The 19,564-nt window shown below is 68.8% G+C and carries 15 protein-coding genes and 1 pseudogene; 7 read left to right on the top strand and 9 right to left on the bottom strand.

Annotation, left to right across the window (positions count from 1 at the left end; translation table 11 throughout):
- Positions 1–147: 147 nt before the first annotated feature.
- From AC3EUV_RS05600 to AC3EUV_RS05585, 4 genes are read right to left on the bottom strand one after another with little or no spacing between them, the layout of a single operon-like run.
- The gene (locus tag AC3EUV_RS05600) at positions 148–1,347 is read right to left on the bottom strand and encodes an NAD(P)/FAD-dependent oxidoreductase (RefSeq protein ID WP_432143635.1); all 1,200 of its coding nucleotides are present in this window, start codon (positions 1,345–1,347) and stop codon (positions 148–150) included.
- 8 nt (positions 1,348–1,355) lie between these two features.
- Positions 1,356–1,550, bottom strand: coding sequence for a ferredoxin (locus AC3EUV_RS05595; protein ID WP_042147102.1), 195 nt, complete (start codon positions 1,548–1,550; stop codon positions 1,356–1,358).
- A 50-nt stretch (positions 1,551–1,600) separates the two neighbouring features.
- Positions 1,601–2,854, bottom strand: a complete 1,254-nt coding sequence (locus tag AC3EUV_RS05590) for a cytochrome P450 (protein ID WP_432143602.1) — start codon at positions 2,852–2,854, stop codon at positions 1,601–1,603.
- Positions 2,851–3,534 carry a DUF3159 domain-containing protein gene (locus AC3EUV_RS05585; RefSeq protein ID WP_435602314.1) on the bottom strand — a complete coding sequence of 228 codons (684 nt, stop codon included), beginning with the start codon at positions 3,532–3,534 and terminating at the stop codon, positions 2,851–2,853. The genes AC3EUV_RS05590 and AC3EUV_RS05585 overlap by 4 nt, the downstream gene beginning before the upstream one ends.
- 206 nt (positions 3,535–3,740) lie before the next feature.
- On the opposite strand from AC3EUV_RS05585, the gene AC3EUV_RS05580 reads away from it, so the two are divergent.
- Entirely contained in the window at positions 3,741–4,469 is a 729-nt protein-coding gene (locus AC3EUV_RS05580; RefSeq protein WP_432143636.1) for a response regulator transcription factor, read from the top strand.
- Position 4,470: 1 nt separating this feature from the next.
- A complete protein-coding gene (locus tag AC3EUV_RS05575; protein ID WP_432143604.1) occupies positions 4,471–5,904 on the top strand; it encodes a sensor histidine kinase in 1,434 nt (477 codons plus the stop codon).
- Between the two features lie 150 nt (positions 5,905–6,054).
- Here the strand turns inward: AC3EUV_RS05575 and AC3EUV_RS05570 are convergent, their stop codons facing one another.
- Positions 6,055–7,851: an ATP-binding SpoIIE family protein phosphatase gene (locus AC3EUV_RS05570; protein WP_432143605.1), complete on the bottom strand. Its 1,797-nt coding sequence runs from the start codon at positions 7,849–7,851 to the stop codon at positions 6,055–6,057.
- Between the two features lie 47 nt (positions 7,852–7,898).
- Positions 7,899–8,600 (bottom strand): class I SAM-dependent DNA methyltransferase, encoded by a 702-nt coding sequence (locus tag AC3EUV_RS05565; RefSeq protein WP_432143606.1) that lies wholly within the window; start codon positions 8,598–8,600, stop codon positions 7,899–7,901.
- Between the two features lie 332 nt (positions 8,601–8,932).
- On the opposite strand from AC3EUV_RS05565, the gene AC3EUV_RS05560 reads away from it, so the two are divergent.
- From AC3EUV_RS05560 to AC3EUV_RS05550, 3 genes are all read left to right on the top strand, one after another.
- Positions 8,933–9,289: a carboxymuconolactone decarboxylase family protein gene (locus tag AC3EUV_RS05560; protein WP_386687055.1), complete on the top strand. Its 357-nt coding sequence runs from the start codon at positions 8,933–8,935 to the stop codon at positions 9,287–9,289.
- Positions 9,290–9,471: 182 nt separating this feature from the next.
- Entirely contained in the window at positions 9,472–9,594 is a 123-nt protein-coding gene (locus AC3EUV_RS05555; RefSeq protein WP_488187956.1) for a hypothetical protein, read from the top strand.
- A gap of 33 nt (positions 9,595–9,627) precedes the next feature.
- The gene (locus AC3EUV_RS05550; RefSeq protein WP_435602312.1) at positions 9,628–11,358 is read left to right on the top strand and encodes a SulP family inorganic anion transporter; all 1,731 of its coding nucleotides are present in this window, start codon (positions 9,628–9,630) and stop codon (positions 11,356–11,358) included.
- 202 nt (positions 11,359–11,560) lie between these two features.
- On the opposite strand, the gene AC3EUV_RS05545 is transcribed toward AC3EUV_RS05550, so the two are convergent.
- Positions 11,561–13,912 (bottom strand): hypothetical protein, encoded by a 2,352-nt coding sequence (locus tag AC3EUV_RS05545; protein WP_435602311.1) that lies wholly within the window; start codon positions 13,910–13,912, stop codon positions 11,561–11,563.
- A gap of 195 nt (positions 13,913–14,107) precedes the next feature.
- The gene (locus AC3EUV_RS05540) at positions 14,108–14,827 is read right to left on the bottom strand and encodes a DUF6333 family protein (protein ID WP_435602310.1); all 720 of its coding nucleotides are present in this window, start codon (positions 14,825–14,827) and stop codon (positions 14,108–14,110) included.
- Between the two features lie 98 nt (positions 14,828–14,925).
- Between AC3EUV_RS05540 and AC3EUV_RS05535 the strand changes: the two are divergent.
- A pseudogene (locus tag AC3EUV_RS05535) lies at positions 14,926–15,378 on the top strand (tyrosine-type recombinase/integrase); the annotation flags it as partial.
- Between the two features lie 363 nt (positions 15,379–15,741).
- Here the strand turns inward: AC3EUV_RS05535 and AC3EUV_RS05530 are convergent.
- Positions 15,742–16,527, bottom strand: a complete 786-nt coding sequence (locus AC3EUV_RS05530) for a hypothetical protein (RefSeq protein WP_435602309.1) — start codon at positions 16,525–16,527, stop codon at positions 15,742–15,744.
- Between the two features lie 1,154 nt (positions 16,528–17,681).
- Here AC3EUV_RS05530 and AC3EUV_RS05525 point away from each other — a divergent pair.
- On the top strand, positions 17,682–19,430 hold the full coding sequence (locus AC3EUV_RS05525) for a Scr1 family TA system antitoxin-like transcriptional regulator (protein ID WP_435602308.1): 1,749 nt from the start codon (positions 17,682–17,684) through the stop codon (positions 19,428–19,430).
- The last annotated feature ends 134 nt before the right edge of the window (positions 19,431–19,564 follow it).

The following is a 19,564-nucleotide window of genomic DNA, read 5'->3' as shown; positions in this document are numbered from 1 at the left end:
CTTCACTCCTCCAGTTCACGTCTGTCCCGGTGCACGCCTCCCGTTCTTGTCGCGGGGACGCGGCGCCGAGTGCGCGCTCCGGGACTCCCTCTCGTCCCCGCGGGGGCCGGCTCGGCCGACAGTCACCCCCGCGGGCCCGTATACGAGTCAGGCCGGGCCGACGCCCTGACCGGCCGTCACCGCACCCGTCGTGCCGATGTGGGCGCGGTATTGGCGCAGGGCGCGGGCGCTGTTCCAGCCGAGCGCGCCCACCACCCGGCCGCCGAGGTGGTAGAGCGCGACGAAGCGGCGGTCCCGTGGGTCGCCGTCGACACACTCCACCCGGGCGTCGGCGGGGCACCGGCCATGGAACTGGATCTTGGCGTCGTACTGATCGGTCCAGCCGAACGGGACCGGCGTGTAGGGCGCGGAGCCTCCGGGGCCGGCGAGGAGGTTCCGGACGGCGGCGCGGGACTGCTCGGTGGCGTTCATGCGCTGTTCGAGCCGGATCCGGCCGCCGGTGTCAGGGTCCGGCCAGTTGGCGACGTCTCCGGCCGCGTACACCCCGGGCGCGGCCCGGCAGTGGCTGTCGCAGCGCACCCCGTCGCCCAGGGGGAGGCCGGAGCCGGCCAGCCAGTCGACGGCCGGCACCGAACCGATCGCGACCACCACCACCTCGGCGGGGAGCCGGGTGCCGTCGTCGAGGTCCACGGCGGTGACCCGGCCGTGCGCACCGGTGACGCCGGTGACACCGCGCCCCAGGTACAGCCGGACCCCGTGGTCCCGGTGCAGGTCCGCCACCAGCCCGCCCACCCAGGTGCCGACCTGCCGGGCCAGCGGAGTGGGCTCGGGGTCGACGAGGGCGACGTCCAGGCCGAGGCCCCGCGCGGTGGCGGCGATCTCGCTGCCGAGGAAGCCCGCGCCGATCACCACGACCCGGGGGCCGGCGCACAGTTGTGTCCGCAGCGTCAGGGCGTCGTCGAGCGTGCGCAGCACATGCACCCCGGCCAGGTCATGGCCGAAGGGCAGCCGGCGGGGCCGCAGCCCGGTGGCGAGGAGCAGGCCGTCGTAGCGCAGCCGGTCGCCGTCGGCCAGGGTGACGGTGCGCGCCGCCGGGTCCAGCCCGGTGGCCCGGCAGCCCAGCCGGAGGTCCAGGTTCAGCCGCCGGATGTCGGCCTCCTGGCGCAGCACGGCCCGTTCCGGTTCCCAGGCCCCGGCCAGCACCTGTTTGGACAGCGGGGGCCGGTCATACGGGGCCCACAGTTCCTCCCCGACCAGCGTCAGCGATCCGTTGAAGCCCTCGCGCCGGAGGGCGTCGGCCGCGGTGAGCCCCGCGGCCGACGCGCCCACCAGGACGATCCGGTCCATGGTGGGCACTACGGCAGCACCTCGATGGCCAGCGCGGGGCAGCGGGCGGCGGCTTCCTCGACGGGGGCGCGCCGGGCGTCCGGCGGGGTGGCGTCGAGCAGGACGACGATGCCGTCCTCGTCGCGCTGGTCGAAGACCTCGGCGGCGGACAGGACGCACTGCCCCGCGCCGACGCACTTGTCCTCGTCGATGATGACCTTCATCGGAATTCCCTTTCTCCGGTGGCTTGGTGGACGTACGGCAGCCGGGCCGGCTACCAAGTCACGGGCAGCTTGTGGACGCCGTAGATGAGCATGTCGTCGCGCATCGGCACCTGGTCCGCCGGTACCGCCAGCCGCAGGGTGGGGAACCGCCCGATCAGGGCGGACAGCGCCGCCTTCATCTCCACCCGGGCCAGCTGCTGCCCGATGCACTGGTGGACGCCGTGCCCGAAGGCGAGGTGCGGGCTGTAGGGCCGGCGGACGTCCAGCGCGTCGGGGTCGCCGGAGAACTGCGTCGCGTCCCGGTTCCCCGAGGTCAGGGAGGCGACCACGGTCGCGCCGGCCTCAATACGGTGGCCGCCCAGCTCCACGTCTTCCAGGGCGACCCGGCGCAGCCCGTACTGAACGATCGTCAGGTAGCGCAGCAGCTCCTCGATGGCACCGTCCATGAGGGCGGGCTCGGCGCGCAGTGCCGCCAGCTGGCCGGGGTTGCCCAGCAGGCACATGGTCCCCAGCGCGATCATGTTCGCGGTGGTCTCGTGCCCGGCGAGCAGCAGCAACGCGCCGACGCCGGCCACCTCTTCGTCGGTGAGCTGTTCGGACTGCACCAGGCCGCTGAGGATGTCGTCGGTGGGGTGGGCGCGCTTGGCGACGGCCAGTTGGTGGATGTGCTCGTTCATCGCCGTTTGGGCCTGGAGGGCTTCCTCCCGGCTCGCGTCGATCCGGAGCATCCGGCCGGAGTTCTCCTGGAATTGCTCGCGGTCCGCGTACGGCACCCCGAGGAGCTCACAGATCACCAGCGAGGGAATGGGCAGCGCGAAGGCCTGGAGGAGGTCGACGGGCCCCTCGGCGCCCGCCATCGCGTCGAGATGCTCGGCGACGATCCGCTCCACCGCCGGAGCCAGCTTCTGCATCCGGCGCACCGTGAACTGGCCGGTGAGCAGCCGCCGGAACCGGGTGTGCTCCGGGGGGTCCATCATGATGAACATGCCCGGACGGGGCGGCGGCAGCGGCGCGTCGTCCTGCGCGGGGTCGCCGGTCCGGAGCGGTCGGCGGTTGGCGCCGAACCGCGGGTCGGTGAGCACCGCCCGTACATCCGCGTACCGGCTGACCAGCCAGCCCTTCCCACCGTCCGGGAAGGTCACGGGCGCGACCGGGGCCTCCTCCCGCAGCGTCTTGAACTCCTCCGGGGCGCTGAAGGGACAGGCCCGTTTCATGGGCATGGGCCGGGCGGCGGGCTGCGTACCGGCGAGGGGCTCGGTGCTGGTAGCGGGCTCGGTGCCGGTGGTGGGCTGCGTACGGGTCATCGAACGGTCCTTTCCAAAGGGGGCGACAGATCAGGGCTCGGGTCAACGGGGGCGTCGCAGCGGTGCGTACCGATGGAGCGCTGAGATACGCGCCACCCCAGGAGTGCGCAGACCGCGAGGACGAGCGGGCCGAAGACATCGACCGTGCCGAGGGCGACGGCCTGGCCGGACAGGAACAACGGGAGCTGGACCGACAGCGTCAGGAGGGAGCCGGCGTAGACCACCAGATGGCCTTTGACGAAGGCCCGGCGGCGCACCGCACAGCGGCGCCAGCGGGTCCGCTCCCCCGTCACCAGCCCCACCACCACGCCCAGCGGCGGCCAGCCCAGCACCAGCAGCACCGGCGTCACCACCACCATCACCGCGTGCAGCACGAGGTGCGGAAGGAAGAAGTTGACGGCGTCCCCGGTGCGCCCGGCCAACAGGCCCTGGACACAGACGATGCCGAGGAAGACGAGCGCCTGCCGCGCGGGCTCCCTGCGCACCAGCCGGAGCAGGAAGACCCCGGCGCCGGTGGCCAGGGCGAGCGTCAGCGCGACGCCGAGCCGGTGGGTGAGGGCGAAGGTCAGGGTGAAGCCGAAGACGGGCGTGACATCGATCAGGGTGCTGCGCAGCCGGTTCCGGACAGCGGTACGGACGGCGTCCGCACCGCCGGGTGCAAGGTCTGCGGCAGGGTCCACGGGGTCTCCAGATGTCGCGGCGGCGGTGGTCGGTCCGTTGTCGTGACTCCAGAGAAACGGGCCCCGTTGACCGGTCCCGGTCGGCAACCTGACCATTGCCTGACAGCCGGAGCCGGCGGGCGCCCGTGCCGTTCGGACCGCCGGGGAACCAGCGGACGAGTGCGCGCGTTGTCCTCGCAGACTCCATGACGTGATGGGTGACCGCCATGCTTTCCGCCTCGCCGACGAGCGACGCACCGCTGCCCCGGGGAAGCGGGCAGCGGCTGCTCGTCGTGGATGACGACCCGCGGATGACGGAGCTGCTCCAGACCACACTGGGCCTCGCGGGGTACGAGGTCGCGACCGCCGGCTGCGGCGGGGAGGCCCTGCGCGCCTACGCGGAGCTGCCCCCGGATCTGCTGGTGCTGGATGTCCTGCTGCCCGACCTGGACGGGTTCACGGTCTGCCGGCGGCTGGTGGCGAACGGGGCGCGGCTGCCGGTGCTGTTCCTGACCGCGCGGGACTCCGTCGAGGACCGGGTGACGGGCTTCGCGATGGGCGCGGACGACTACCTCACCAAGCCGTTCAGCCTGCCCGAACTCCTCGCCCGGGTCCATGCGTTGTTACGGCGGGCCGGGCGGTCCGCGGAGACCGGCCCGCTGCTGTGCTTCGCCGATCTGACCGTGGACGAGCGCAGCCGCCGGGTCCGGCGCGGGGACCGGCTGATCGCGCTGTCGCCGACCGAGTACAAGCTGCTGCGCTACTTGCTGCTCAACGCCGACCAGGTGATGTCGAAGGAACAGATCATGGATCACGTCTGGCAGCACCACTTCGGCGACGGCGTCGTCGAGAAGCTGGTCTCCCGGCTCCGCGCGAAGGTGGACACCGATACGCCCGCCCTGATCCACACGATGCGCGGCTTCGGCTACAGCCTGCGGCTCCCCGAAGGCGGGTGAGATGGCGGGCGCCTGGCACGGCTCGCTGCGGGCCCGGCTGATGGTGGGTGTCGTCCTGCTGGCGGCCGTGGGCATGGTGGCCGTCAACGTGGTCTCGCTGATCGGACTGCGGCTCAACCTCGTCGACGTCGCCGATGCCACCCTCACCAAGACCCGGGAGACCGTGCGGCACCGGGTGCTCACCCGGCACACCCCGATCAACGAGGACAACCTCAACTCCCTGGTACCCGACGGCCTCTACGTCGCGCTGCTCGACGACCGGGGCCGGGTGGTCGCCCAGACCCCGGCCCGGGACCCCGACGGGAAGGCCGGCTCCCGTCCCGAGCTGCCCGACCCGGTCCCCGACGGCTTCGCCGAGCACATCGTCACCCTCTCCGCCGAGGAGACGCCCGTCCCCCGCTTCCGCGCCCTGAGCTTCCCCTACGGCCGCTCCGCCACGGTCCGGCTCACCCCCGGCGCACCGCCGCAGCGGTTCAGCAGGGTGGTCGTCGCCAAGAGCCTCCAGCCGGCCGAGGACGTCGTGTACTGGCTGGTCGGCGCGGACTCCGCCGCCACGCTGGCCGTGCTCGGGGGCATCGTGCTGCTCAGCCGCGGGGTGCTGAACGTCGGCCTGCGGCCGCTGCGGGACATGGCCGCCACCGCGACCGCGATCGCCGACGGCGACCTCGACCAGCGCATCGACGTCGCCGGGCGGCACTCCGAGGTGGGAGAGGTGGGCACCGCCCTCAACCGGGCCTTCGACGAACGGCAGCGGTCCGAGGAGCAGCTCCGGCAGTTCGTGGCCAACGCCTCCCATGAGCTGCGCACCCCGCTGACCACGATCCGGGGCTGGGCCCAGCTGCATCTGCACGGCCTGGCCCAGGACCCCGCGCTCATCGAGCGCGCGATGCTGCGCATCGAGGGCGAGGCCGCCCGGATGCACACCATGGTCGAGGAGTTGCTGCTGCTCGCCCGGCTCGACCAGGGCCGCCCGGTCGCCCGCGCAGCGGTGGATCTCGGCGCCCTCGCCGACGAGGCCGTCATCGATGCCCGGGTCGTCGAACCCGGCCGGCCGCTGACCGCCGAGGTGCCCGGCGAGGTGTTCGCCCGCGGCGACGAGGACCGGCTGCGCCAGGTGCTCCAGAACCTCCTGAGCAACGCGCTGCGCCACACCCCGCCGGACACCCCGGTGTCCGTGACGGCGCGCGCCCTGCCCGACGGCACCGTGCAGCTGACGGTCACCGATCAGGGCCCCGGGATGCCCCCCGCGACGGCCGAGCGGATCTTCGAGCGCTTCTACCGCGGCGACGAGTCCCGCAACCCCACCAGCGGCGGCACCGGCCTCGGCCTGAGCATCGTCCGCTCCATCGCCGAGGCCCACGGCGGCACCGCCACCGTCCGCACCGCCCCCGGCAAGGGCAGCAGCTTCACGATCACACTGCCTGCCGCACGCTGAGCGCGCGCCGGATCCGGGGGCGGCAGGGAGGACGGGGCTTCCCGCGGACGGGCAACTACGGCGCGTCCGGAGAACTACGGCGCGTCCGCTCAACTACGGTGCCTGCGGACAAGTACGGGGCGCCCGGTCAACTACGGTGCATCCGCTCAACTACGGCGCGTCCGGCCCCTCCTGACGGTATTCCTCCGGTATCTGCTGCTCGAACCAGACCACCTTGCCGGTGCTCAGCATGGTCGCTCCCCAGCGCAGCGCGAGCTGATCGACCAGGAACAGGCCACGTCCGCCCTCGTCACCCGCCTGAGCGCGCCGCATCCGGGGCACCTGCGGCGAATCGTCGCCCACCTCGCACCGGAGCACATCGGTACGGAGCAGCCGCAGGGCGATCGGCCGGGAGGCGTAGCGCACCGCGTTCGTCACCACCTCGCTGACCATGAGCTCGGTCGCATCGAGCATCGGGCCCAGGCCCCAGCGGTGCAGCGCCCGGCGGGTCAACTGCCGTGCCCGCCCGGCCGTTTGCGGCTGTGGGCTGAGGAACCAGTACGCGACATTGAGCGGCGCGAAACCGTCGAACCGGGCGGCCAGCAGCGCCACGTCGTCATCCCGGGCGGCCGGCTCCAGCAGGGTCAGCACCGCGTCGCAGAGCAGGTCCAGCGGCGGCGGGGCGACCCGCGCGGCCACCGCCTCCAGGCGGCCACGCAGCAGCTCCATGCCCGTCCAGACGTCCCTGTTACGCGACTCGACGAGGCCGTCGGTGTACAGGAGCAGCGTCCCTCCGGTGGGCGCGGGCAGCTCCCAGGTTTCGAAGGGGACACCGCCCACCCCTATCGGCGCACCGGGCGGGACCTGAAGCACTTCCGCCGAGCCGTCCGGGTGCAGCAGTACCGGAGGCGGATGCCCCGCGTCGGCCACCAGCAGCCGCTGCGAAATCGGGTCGTAGATGGCGTACAGGCAGGTCGCCATGTGCTCGCTGCCGAGGCGCCGGGCCTGCTCGTCGAGGTGGTACAGGACCTCTTCCGGCGGCAGGTCGAGCCGGGCGAGGGTCTGCACCGTGGTGCGCAGCTGGCCCATCATCGCGGCGGAGGTCATGGAGTGGCCCATGACGTCGCCCACCACCAGCGCGACCCGGTTGCCGGGCAGCGGGATCGCGTCGTACCAGTCACCGCCCCCCTGGGAGGTCTCGGCGGCCGGCAGGTAGCGGCTGGCCAGCCGTACGCCGGTGGTCTCGGGGAGCGACGACGGCAGCATCCTGAGCTGGAGGGCGTCGGCGGCCGAGGTCTCGGGTCCATGGGGCATCGACGCGTCGGCGCCGAAGGCGGTGTGCGTGGCGAGCTGGGCGGCGACCAGCAGGTCATCCGACGTGAAGGCGGGCCGGCCGGCCGCGCGCAACAGGGCGACGCTGCCCAGCAGATGGCGACGGCCGTACAGGGGGGCGATGATCAGCCGCCGCCCCGGTGCCGACGCAGTCGGCAGGCTCGCGACGGGCTCCAGCAGTCCGGCGACCACGGACTCGATCTCCGGGACGTCACCGAACACGGGCCGCCGGGCCAGCAGCAGCTCGGCGAACGGGCCGGTGACCGTCGGACGCACGACCCCGGCGGCCCCCGGAGGCGCCGCGGCGACCGCGCCCTCCGGCCCCTGAGCGAGGCTGTGCAGCCGCAGCACAAGAGGCTCGGCCGGCGGCCCCTCCCCGGTCGGCAGCGGCTCCCGCAGATGCACGAGAATCGCGTCGGCGAACGCGGGGACCGCGGCCTCGTACAGCCCCCGCAGCGTGTCGTCCAGGCCCGCGCCCCGGGCGATCCGCCGCGCCGCGAGGTCGAGAAACCGGAGCCGGTCCGACTGCGCCTCGGGGACACGCTCCGCCGCATCCCGGCCACCCTCCGCAGCAGCTCCGCCGGCCGGCGGGGCCGGCGGGGCGGTGTTCATGTCGGCTCGGGGGTGCGGCTCCATCACTTGTCTCATCCGTCCGGAGGTGCCCGGGACCGTGCGGGGCGGTCTCAGCCGCGCCGCACGCAGTTGAGAAAGATCTGCTCCTCGGGCGGCACGTCCGAGATCTCCGGCGCGTAGCTGTACGAGGTCTCCTCGACGACCGCGAAGCCCGCCTGCTCGACGACCTCGCGCAGGTCGTCCCGCAGGTAGCCGGACACCCGGATGGCGTTGCCGAGGAACGGGATCGTGAAGTAGTCCACGTCGGCCTCCACCATCGAGAGGGCGAAAAGACCACCGGGTACCAGCAGGTCGTGGACCATCCGCAGCACGACGGGGATCTCCCCGCGCGGCAGCATCAGCAGCGAGAAGAAGGCCGCGACGGCATCGAACCGGCCCAGGTCATGAGGGCCGCCGGGCCCGAGGTCGGCGAGGTCCAGCCGGTGAAACGTCGCCCCGGGCACATACTCCCGGGCGAGCTCCACCATCACCCGGGACAGGTCGACCCCGACCACCTCGAACCCCGCGCCCACCAGCTGCCGGGCGGTCGGCAGCCCGGTGCCGCAGCCCAGGTCCAGCACCCGCGATCCGCCGGGCAGCGACCCGATCAGCCACTCAGCCGCGGCCAGCTGCCCCTTCTTGTAGGGAAACGCCTCGTCATAGCGGTCACCGATCGCGTCGAACGCCTCGGCCTGCCCCTCACGGTCGAGCCGAGCACCCTCAGCACCGGCCTCGCCGCTCTCGTCTCCCGCCGCAACGAATCCCTTGCTCACCAATTGCACCTCTTTACGTGCATTGACTCGATTATATCCGCCGTGCCCACCTTCACGGCCGAGCCCGACCGCCGCTCCCCACGTCGTCCCGATGGCCATGGAGCGTCGGCCGAGGGGAAGAAAACGTCCGGCGAGCCGGCGGCGCAGGCTCGCAAATACTCGCCCTTCCGCAGTTTTTGGCTCCCGGAATTCCATGCGCCATTTGACGCCGAGGCCGCGAAGGAATGCCATGGATGTAGGGCACTTTCCTGCGTTGAGGTGCAGCCCGCTCAGCCCCCTTCCCTCGCGGCCCGTGGTTCTGTCGGACACATGGAGTGAGAAGGTCACTGATCATGACAGCAGCACAAGCTCCCGAACGAGCCCTGGGCGCCCTGGCGCAAGGCGAGCACCCGGTATTCGAGCAGCTGGCCCGGATGACCATCGAGACGCTGCCCAATTCCGGCCTCGATGAGCGCACCTACCACCTCGTGCGTTTGGCGGCGCTCATTGCGATGGACGCCGCGCCCGCCTCGTACCTGGCCAATCTCAGCGTGGCGAAAGAGGCCGGGCTGACTGCCGAGGACGCCAAGGCCGTGTGTGTGGCGATCGCGCCGATCGTTGGCAGCGCGCGAGTGGTCGATGCGGCAGGCAGCGTTCTGCGCGCGCTCGGCTTCGCCGAACTCGTCACCGAGCTGGAGACGACGACGTAAGAGCGTTTGGAAACGACCACATGATGAGGCTGCCGGTCCGGCAACGGTGACTCGCGCATCGCCCTCGGTGACCGCATGTCCCCACCCTCGGCGGTGCGCCCGTTGCCCGGCCCGGCTCAGTCGAGCCGGGCCCGGATCATGCTCGGCACCATCCGCCGTGCAGGTGCCTCCCCCAGATCAACATGCGGCAGTTCGGCCGGTCGCTGCTGCCCGCCGTCGTACTTCTGCTCCTGTGGTACCTGGGCAAGCTCCTGACCCGCCCGGTCGAGGCGCCGCGGGTGACTTCGGCGTTCCCTCGTCCGTGACCCTGCCGGCGCGGACCTACCCGAAGGGCACCCATGGCGAAGCACCCCGGCACCCCCGGCGGAGCGTGGCGTCGCGCTGTACCGGGGGTGCCGGGCCTCGCGGTCTTCGGGGCGTACCGACGGAGCTGGCTGCGCGGCGACCTCCTGGCCGGGGCCACCGTCGCCGCCTACCTCGTGCCGCAGGTCATGGCGTACGCCCGCGTCGCGGGCCTGCCGCCGGTCGTGGGGCTGTGGGCCATCCTGCCCGCGCTCGGGCTGTACGCCTTCCTGGGCTCGTCCCGGCTGCTGTCGGTGGGGCCGGAGTCGACGACAGCGCTGATGACCGCGACCGTCGTGGGGCCGCTCGCCGGGGGCGATCCCGCGCGGTACGCGGTCCTGGCCTCCGCGCTCGCCATCGCGGTCGGCCTGATGTGCCTGGTGGCGTGGGCGGCGAGGCTGGGCTTCGTGGCCGATCTGCTCTCCCGGCCCGTGCTGATCGGGTATCTGGCGGGCGTGGCCCTGATCATGATGGTGGATCAGCTCACCACGCTCACCGGTGTCCCCACAAAAGGTTCGGGGTTCTTCCCGAAACTGCTCTCCTTCGCGCAGAACCTGACCCAGATCCATCCCGCCACACTGATCTTCAGCGCCGGGACCCTGATCTTCCTCTACCTGGTCACGCGAATTCGCCGGGCCATTCCCGGCCCCCTGCTGGCCCTCGTACTCGGTACGGCGGTGGTGGCGGCGTTCGACCTGCAAGCCCGCGGTCTCGCGGTGGTCGGGGAGATCCCGGCCGGGCTGCCCCGCCTGGACCTGCCCGATCTCAGCAGCCTGCCTCAGTTACTGCTGCCCGCCGTCGGAGTCCTGCTCGTGGGCTACACCGACTTCATCCTCACCGCCCGCGCCTTCGCCTCCGACGACGAGGGGCCGCGCCTGAACGCGAGCCAGGAACTGTTCGCCCTGGGCACCGCGAACCTGGGCGCCGGTACGCTCCAGGGATTCCCGGTGAGCAGCAGCGCCAGCCGTACCGCACTCGCTCGGTCCGCGGGCGCGCACACCCAGGCGTACGGGCTCACCGCCGGGGCTGCCGTCCTGGCCGTGCTGCTCTTCCTGAGTCCGCTGCTCACCCACACCCCCACGGCCGTACTGGGTGCGCTGGTCGTCTACGCCGCGATCCGGATGATCGACCTGGCCGGCTTCCGGCGGCTGGCGTCCTTCCGGCGCCGCGAACTTCTGCTGGCCCTCGGCTGCCTCGCCGGAGTCCTCGTCCTGAACATCCTGTACGGGGTGCTGGTGGCCGTGGGCCTGTCGGTCGCCGAGCTCCTGACCAGGGTGGCGCGGCCGCACGATGCCGTCGAGGGGCTGGTGCCCGGTGTGCCGGGCATGCACGACGTCGACGACTACCCGCAGGCCCGCTTGATCCCCGGGCTCCTGGTCTACCGCTACGACTCCCCTCTCTTCTTCGCCAATGCGGAGGACTTCAGACGCAGCGCGCTGGACGCGGTGGCCACCCAGGAGATCCCGGTCAGGTGGTTCGTCCTCAACGCCGAGGCGAACGTGGAGGTGGACATCACCGCACTGGACTCACTGGACCAACTACGGCGAGAACTGACCGCGCGCGGCATCGAGTTCGCCATGGCCCGCGTCAAACAGGATCTGCGGGTCGAACTGGACGCCTACGGCCTCAGCGCATCCATCGGCGAGGACCGGATCTTCCCCACACTCCCCGTCGCGGTCGCCGCGTACCACTCCTGGCGCCGAAACCGCGACAGCGACGACGGCTAGCCAGGACCGACGGCATACAGAAAGCCCAGATCAGGGTCCAGCCGACCTGGGCTTCTCAGAGCCCCCTGTCGGATTCGAAGCGACGACTAGAACCCGTTAGCAGGGCTCTCGATCCGCTCGTGGTGACACCGTGTACGCCTCGTACCTACGACTGCGCCCCGCCGAATGATCACCCGGCGGGGCGCAGGCATCGGCGGGGCGGTTACTCGGCCGCGTTCTTACGGCGACGCATCCACCACACCAGGGCCGCGCCGGTCAGCGCAAGTGCCGCGGCGATGCTTGCGATCAGGCCCACAGGGGCGTCGGTTCCGGTGTCGGCGAGGTCGCCGTCCGGGTCCTTGGTCGCTGGCGGCTGGGTGTGGTCGCTCCCGCTGCCCGGAGTGGACGGGTCCGGGGCCGGGGTCGACGGGTGCCCGGTGGGCTTGTCCGTCGGGGTGGGGGTCGGCGTGGGGGCGTCCCCACCGCCCCCACCGCTGCCTCCGTCGTTGGTGGCGGTGCTGCCGCCCAACAGCAGGAGGTTGCCGTCGTCCTTGGCGTTGTCCGTCAGCGTCTTGACGGACGTATGGGTCTGCTTGGGCAGGTTCCGGTGCTCGATCCGGAACCTGACCGGGTTCATGTTCCGCTTGGGCTGCTTGGAGAAGTCCACACCACCGACGCTGAACGTGTAGGGGCCGCCTCCGGCGTCATGCTCCCAGGACTCCTCACCCTTCTTCAGCGACTCCAGGTACGCCCGGTAGACCTTCTCCCGCGTCCAGTCCTGATTCGGGGCGCGCAGCGGCATCGCCGATACGTCGTTGCTGTTGATGAGCTTGTGGTAGTCGGTGGGGGTCTTGGCGTCCTGCTGGCGGATGAACTCGGCCGCGACGCGTGCGGTGTAGACACGGCGCAGGTCGGCGTAGCGGGGGCTTGTGTTCACCCGCTTTTCGACCTCGGGCATGATCAGCCGGTTCATGCGACGCTCGGTGGCCTTCTTCTGGGCTTCGTTGAAGTCGCAGAGGTAGGGCTTGCCGGGCATGTTGTCGATCTTGAGGTACTGGGCTTTGACGGCCAGGGGCGTGTCGAGTATGTGGATGCCGCCCTTTTCTTCACGGACGACGGCTTCCTTCGGCTCGATCCACTGGCGGACCTGGAACCAGCAGGGCTGGCCCTTGTCGTTGCGGGGGAGCGACTTCCAGTAGGTGTCTGCACCCGGGTACTTGGTGGGGTTGGCGGCCTGGGCGAAGTCCTTCTTGAGCTCCAGGTCGGATTCCAGCAGGACGCGGCCGGCGTCGGTCTTGCTGAACGTGGCGTCCATGATCTTGTCGGGCTGGTCCGGGTTGAGGTTGACCCAGAACTTCTCCGGGCTCAGGGAGAGCCAGGTCAGGAAGGAGTCGGAGATAAGCTGCGACTTGGCTTTGCCGCCCCATCCGGACTGCTCGGAGGGGTCTTCCTTGGCGGAGTAGGAGTAGTCCAGGCCTTTGCCCTTGACGGGCTTGCCGACGTAGCGCAGCTCCAGGGTGGTGAAGTCCACGCCGCCCGGTCCCCGTGGCGAGAGACCGGGGTTGGCCATGTTCTTGCGCTTGAGGAACTCCTGCATGCCCTTCGGCGTGGGCCGCGACTCGCGGATCGAGTCGTTGGCTCCGCCGCCGGTCGTGCCGGGCCGCCCGGGAGCCTGCATGTTCGTCGACTTGTACCGCACACCGCACGGCGCCTTGGCCGCGGACGTGGAGGCCAGGGCGGTAGGCGCACACCCAGCGGGGGCCTTTTCGATCTTGTCAGAGGTGTAGTCGTACGACGTGGCCTTCCGGCCGTTGGCCTCCGCGATCTTGCGCTGCTCGTCGAGCCACTCGCGGGTCGCCGGCTTCTGGGGCTCAGCGAAAACGTTCTGCCACGAAGTCCCCTTCCACTTCGGGTCCTTCGCCCATGCGCGGTCCTTGGGCTTTTGCTTCTCGGTCAGCTCACCATTGGACTTGATCTCGATGATCCGGCCGGATTTCTCGTGGTACGCGTCCAGCTGGCGGCGGTGGGGGAGACCGGTGTCGGGATCCGTGAAGATCACTTCCTTCTGACATATCCAGTCCTTACTGGTCAGCCCGTGATCCTTGATGAACTTTCTCTCGAACGCCTTACCGCGCGGGTCGTTCCCGGCATTGCGGATCAGCCGCGCATCACGCCAGTGCGACCAGTCGTCCCACACTCTGGTGTTGGGACTCTTCTTCGCGTTGATCCACGTCCAGTAGATCCGGTCGATGGGCTTGGACTTCGGAGGCTTCCTCTTCAGCTTCCCCAGCCGCGCCTCCTCCTCAGGGGAGGGAGGGCCGAGACCGTCCCACTTCTTCGCGGGATTCTCGTACTCGTACGTGTCCCGCTCGGAAGCCGGGCGCGAGTGGTCATCCTCGGGGAGGTCGACGACGCCGGCCATGTCTTCGAGGAGACCGAAGTACTCAAAGCACGGCATGCCCGGGTCGAGAGGCTTGGGCGGCCTCGGCGCGGCCTGCGCGAGAGGTGTCACGGCGCCGAGCGACATGACCGAGGCGCAGGCCACGGCGACGGCCGTGCGCAGCAGTGCGGCCATGCGCCGCGGGCGTAAGGAAGGTTGATTCACGGTGTTCCCCCGTCAGGGGCCCATGGGTGAGTACGTGCGCGGCGGCAGGGGCCCCCGTGGTCTGTGTGACGCCGCGAAACGTTCTCACCATAGCCAGTCAACTGGCCTTCATGGAGCGGCAAAATCGGCCGCGGCGCATCTCAACTCATGCTGTATGCACGATCGTTACTCATCCAGCCAGGTCTCTTCGAGGTCATCGATGGCCTCTTGGGTGCGAGTGACGCGGAACGACGACAGCATCAGCTCGCGCCGCTCGCGGGGCATCAGCGCAGACAGGCACGCTTCCTGGACGGCGTCATACTGCATGTGGCCGGGTTCGGCATCGTAGGCGAAACCGGAGTCCAGGTCGGCCGCCGCGTCGAACGCAGCGATGACGTCACTGACACTGTCGTCCCGCACATCCCAGTCCCCCTCCCCCGAGTAGCCATCCGCCCACAGCCGGGGCCCGGAGGGATGGATAAAGACGTACGCCGAATAGGCGATGGAGAAGTCGATCCAGGCAGACCCGAGGATGGCGGCGTTCGGATACGCCTTGGCCAGTTCCTCGGCATGGTCGCGGAGGGAGAAAAAGCCGGTGCGATCGGCCAGGGCCGCATCGGTGATCTCGGTGACCGGGCCCCAGCATCCAATGTGGACCTGTTCGAGATCGGAACGGGTGTGATGCGGGGCGACGTCAATGTCGGTGGCGGGCAACGGGTCGAGCTCGGCGCCGACGCTCTCGACGGTCAGCAGCGACTCGGCTACCTGGCGGGCGCGGGTGCGATCGTTGGGCGGCAGTGGACTGAAGGCGTGGGGGGTGGGGTTGTCGATGACAGTGAGGGTGTAGCCGCCGTGGCGGAGTATCAGGGCGTTCGCCGGGTGTTCCCACATGCTGTTGTCGGTCATAGCCGAACACCGTAGTAGCAGGCGCTGACGGTAGGCGGCGTTCGCGCCCGCCCCCGAAGCGCGCATGAAAATGGGGCCGTCTGGACGGAAGCGAACCGGCGACGGCCAAGGAAGCGCACCGAGTGCTCCGCACGGCCCTGACAGCAGCCACCCGGGAGGAGTTGGTCACGCGCAACGTCGCCTCGCTCGTGGAGGCCCCCAAGGTCGTCAGCCGCGAGACCACGCCCTGGTCGCTGGACGAGACGCTCACGTTCCTCGAAGAGGCCCGCCGCGACCCGCTCTACGCGGCCTTCGTCCTCGCCATCGCCATGGGCCTCCGCCGCGGTGAGGTTCTCGGCCTGCGCTGGTCGGACGTGGACCTCGACGGCCGGGTGATCCGCATCAGCAACCAGGTACAGCGCATCGGCGGCGAGCTGTACCAGGACACCACCCTCGGCCACAGCCAGATCAGCATGACCATGGACGTCTACACCCACGTCGCCCAGGACACCCAACGGGAAGCGATCAGCCACATGGACCGGCTCCTGAAACGGCGGCTCGACCGAGACTGATCACGGCTGACGGGCGACCGACCGTCCCCGTTGATGTCACCCATAGATGTCAGAAGCCCCAGGCCATCCACCGGCCCGGGGCTTCTTACCTGATCAAGCTAAGAGCCCCCTGTCGGATTCGAACCGACGACCTTCGCTTTACAAGTGGGGTCGAACCCGTGATCAGGGGTGTTGGACCAGGCTGGGTGGTGCTGTTCTTGCAGGTCAGCGCCACCCGGCCTGATGCTGGGTCCTGCTTTCGGGGCCTCATGTTTCGCCGTCCGCTCACGCATCGCTCACGCGCGGAGAACTCCAAGTGCGTTCCAAATGGCTTCCAGGACCCTGCCTTGCCGGCTCCCCCCGGCAGCTGCCGGGGTGACAGCCTCAGCGCCTGCGTCGTTCGGAGCCGATACGGGGACGCAGCCCGTACGCGACCTTGGCCGCGCCTCCGTGTTCGCTCCACAGCCGCGTTCCCGACCGCATGAGTGCCCAGCCGATCTTCTCGTAGGGCATGAGTTCACCGACGCTGAGCTGTCCCAGGAGGTGGGTCAGCTCCTCGGCCGTTCGCAGATCATGCTCGCGTTCTCGCTCGTCGGCGCTGGCGTACCCATCGGCACGAGCGGTGAACTCCTCATATGTCAGCTCACCGAGGCGGCGCCGGTGCGCCAGCAGCGCCTCCCTGTCGACGTACGCGTCGGAGTACTCCTTGCCGAAGCGGCGCCCATACTCCCGGACCCGTTGACGTTCCTTCTCCAGCACCCCAGGGCTGATCTGCCGCTGACGGGCCGTGGCGATTTCGTCGGCGCGGGACAGGAGCCAGGTCAGAGGGGACGGGCACAGGAAGATCCCCAGCCTGCCGTAACCCTTCCATTGGCAGTGCGTGTATCCGACAGCCTGCGCAACCCAGCCGTAGCGGTCGCCGGTGCTGGTGTTCGGAGCGAGGCTCTTGAACTCGACGCCGAAGGCAGGGCCCTCATCGTGCCAGCCTCCCGGATCCCGGGGCCTCAGCACTGCGTCTATTCGTGTCTCTTCTCCGGTCCAGTAGCGTCCTGGTACCTGCTCCTCAATGTGGAACCACTGGTCCAGCTTGCCGAGGACGAACGCGGCAAGAGTCTTCTCGTCAGGGAACGTTCCGGGATCTGGCAGCAACGCCTTCTGTCCGTAGCGCACTTGGCCGACTGTACGGCGCCGCCGGGCCTATGCGACAGGCGGTGGCTCCGGATATCCCCGACGCGATCGCGGTGCGATCTCGGTGACCTCCCCCTCGACGAGGGCCTTGATCTCATCGCGGATGGGTGCCGACGGCATCAAGGCCCTGTCCAGCAGATTTCGCTGCCAGTCGAGCCGGCGGATGCAACCACAGCTGCAACCATGAGCAGTGCGTCGTGCTTGGTCATGAGGGAGCCGCAGTTCTGCGGCTCCTGGTTGCGGCTTATTACCCTGGCGACGTCCCGGGATGCTCGTCCCACGCGGGCCAGCACGAGATGGGGCATACAGAGGGCATGCCGACCCCGAGATGCCTGGAGAAGGAACAAACCCCGTGCCGCTGAACTGGGGCTTCTACATGGAGCGGGTAACGGGACTCGAAACTGCGCTCTGAGCTTGGGAATCAATGGAGCTAGAAGTGGCTTCGGGGGGCCTGACCTGGCAAACGTGCGCTAGAGGGCAACGTGCGGACAGCGCCAGGGCGCCCGTATTGACCGGGACTAACCGCTCGCTAGGGCACGCGGAGGGCACAGCCACTCGGAGATCAGCAGACAATGCCGTCGGTGGTCCCCACGGGCGCGAGTGTGTGGATACTCGGTGGCAGTGATTGCCGGCGCAAGCGGGCAGGTCGGCAGGCTTCCGCGCGTTTGTCTGGCAGGAGTGACCGCCTGGAGGGGTTGCGAGGTGAGGCTAAGCGCCGTTCCTTCGAAGCAACCCTGGTTGACGCGACGAAAGGGGGCTCTCAAGAGGGGGTTGCCATCAAGGCTTCGAGCGAGCGGGCGGCTTCGTCGGGTCGGCCAGCTCGGAGTTGGTCGTAGATCAGAAAGATGGTGCCAAGAGCGACGGGGTAGGTGCAGGCTGCCCACACGACACTCCTGTGACGAGATTCCCCAGTCCATCTTGCAACGAAGTAGGCGCTCAGGCTGGCGAACAGGGCTAAGAACAGCGCGAGGGTCACACTAAGAATGGTGACGACAGATGGCACCGGGATGCTCCTGAGGCGGGGGGCTATCTGGGCAGGAAGTATGTCCGTTACGTACACATGAGAGTGTTTCACGCAAGCGAGACAAAGCGAGAATAGGGGTGCTGGGGCACCTCTGTCGAGCTAGGAGGGGAACATGGGGCGGCGATCTGGAAACCCCGTCAACACGCCGGGACCTCTGGGTGAGTTCGCGAGTGACCTTCAGGCCCTGCGTCAGGCTGCAGGTCTCACAGCGGCGCAGACGCATGAGTACACCAAGGTCCCGTTGTCAACGATCTATGCCGCCCTCAGCGGAAACCGTCTCCCCTCGCCTTCAGTTTTGTCGGCTCTCATTGGGGCCTGGGGCGGCAGTAGGCAGGAGTGGCATGAACGTCGCCACGAGGTGGAGGCTCAGCTTGCGACAGATGTTGCTTTGCCTACAGGTGAGTCACCCAGCAGAGGAAGCTGCGTGCGGTGCGGGAAGCCGCTCGGTGCGGCGGCGAGGGGGCGCAACCGCGTCTACTGCGGCCCTGACTGTCGACGCGCAGCGGCACGTGCCCGTCATCGCAACAACCCTCCAGAGGCTCAGGCACGTGGAGGTGCTTCCACTTCTGCACTCACGTTCGCCTCTCGCATTGGCGAAATTCACAAAAGGGCCGGCGGTCCTCCCCTTCGTGAACTTTCCCGGCGCACTGGTGTCAGCGCTTCGACCTTGAGTCGTGCGCTATCCGGCGAAAAGATCCCGTCCTGGCGAGTCGTCGAAATGATTATGAGTGCCTTTGCTGTGGATGATGACGACCGCGAAGCCCTTCGGGGGGCATGGGTGCAGGCTGCCTGTTCGCTTGACCGGCGACAGTCCACTACTCTCCGCAGTGGCAATGCGACTCCAGTCATCACTGCCGCAGCGCCCGCCGATTTTCACCCCAAAACGATGAATTCTCGAAAGCTGCCTGCTGCTTACGAGGCCAATCGGAGGGCTATTGAGGGAAAAGCCCCCTTATTTACTGCCCAGGAGGATGAGGCGGACCGAGCGGCCAGGGAACGGGAAGTCAATCCAGTGGCAGCCTCGATTATTTTGGGGGCGGTGCTTCGTGATCTGCGCACTAAAAGCGGCATGACCATGTTGGATGCCGCTCGGGCCCTCGGCTGCTCTGCGTCTCGCGTGAGTCGAATCGAAGGGGCCCAATCGGCACCCAATCTCCGAGACATTCGAGCCTTTGTGCAATTCTATGGAGTCGCCGACGAAGATGCCGACACGCTAGAAGCGCTCGCAACGAGGGCATTGGCCCCAGCGTGGTGGAGAAGCTTCGGGGAGGCTGTGCCTGCATGGATTACGCGACTAGTCGCTCTGGAGTCTACGGCAGCCAGCGTATGGACTTACCAGTTGGCGACGGTTCCTGCGCTCCTGCAAACCGCAGAATACGCTTCGGCTTTGCAAGACATGGCCGAGCTCGCCCCGCAGGCTGGAAAGGCTAGTCATCGCCTTGCATTTCAGGCAGCCCGCCAGGAGCGCTATTTTAGGAGTTCAGTGCAATCGATCTTCATCTTGGATGAAGGTGTATTGCATCGAACTTTTGGCAGTGCGCTCGTAATGGCAGAGCAGATGGAGCGACTGATCCAGGTTGCTGGGTCCCCTGGCCAGGAGATCCGAATCCTCTCCTATGGCGCCGGCATTCCTCCTCTACCTTTCCCGGTCGTTCACCTTCTATTCGATGGAGAAATCCCGGATGCGACTTTCGCTGGCGAGGGTGATGGGTTTAGGTACGTATCTGATTCTGGATCGCATTGGGGTACTTCCGATTTCAGGAATGCACTAATCAGGATGACTGAAAGATCCGAAAGCAGTGAGGGCAGCTTGGAGATGATTCGGGGTGCACGAGACCGTTTCACTGCAGAATTGAAGTAGAAGGTGCCATCGCGCTGTGGCGTTCCTCATTTCGGAATGCCTTGTCGCGACTCCGCCTCCGCCACTGCGCCCCACTGCCCTGGCTGGCTTGCTGCGACCTTTCCTGAAAGCCTCCGTGGAATCGATGTGAACGC

The sequence above is a fragment of the Streptomyces sp. bgisy130 genome (genome assembly GCF_057708345.1).
The sequence above is the reverse complement of the archived record's forward strand: the minus strand, read 5'-3'. Positions and strand labels throughout refer to the sequence as shown.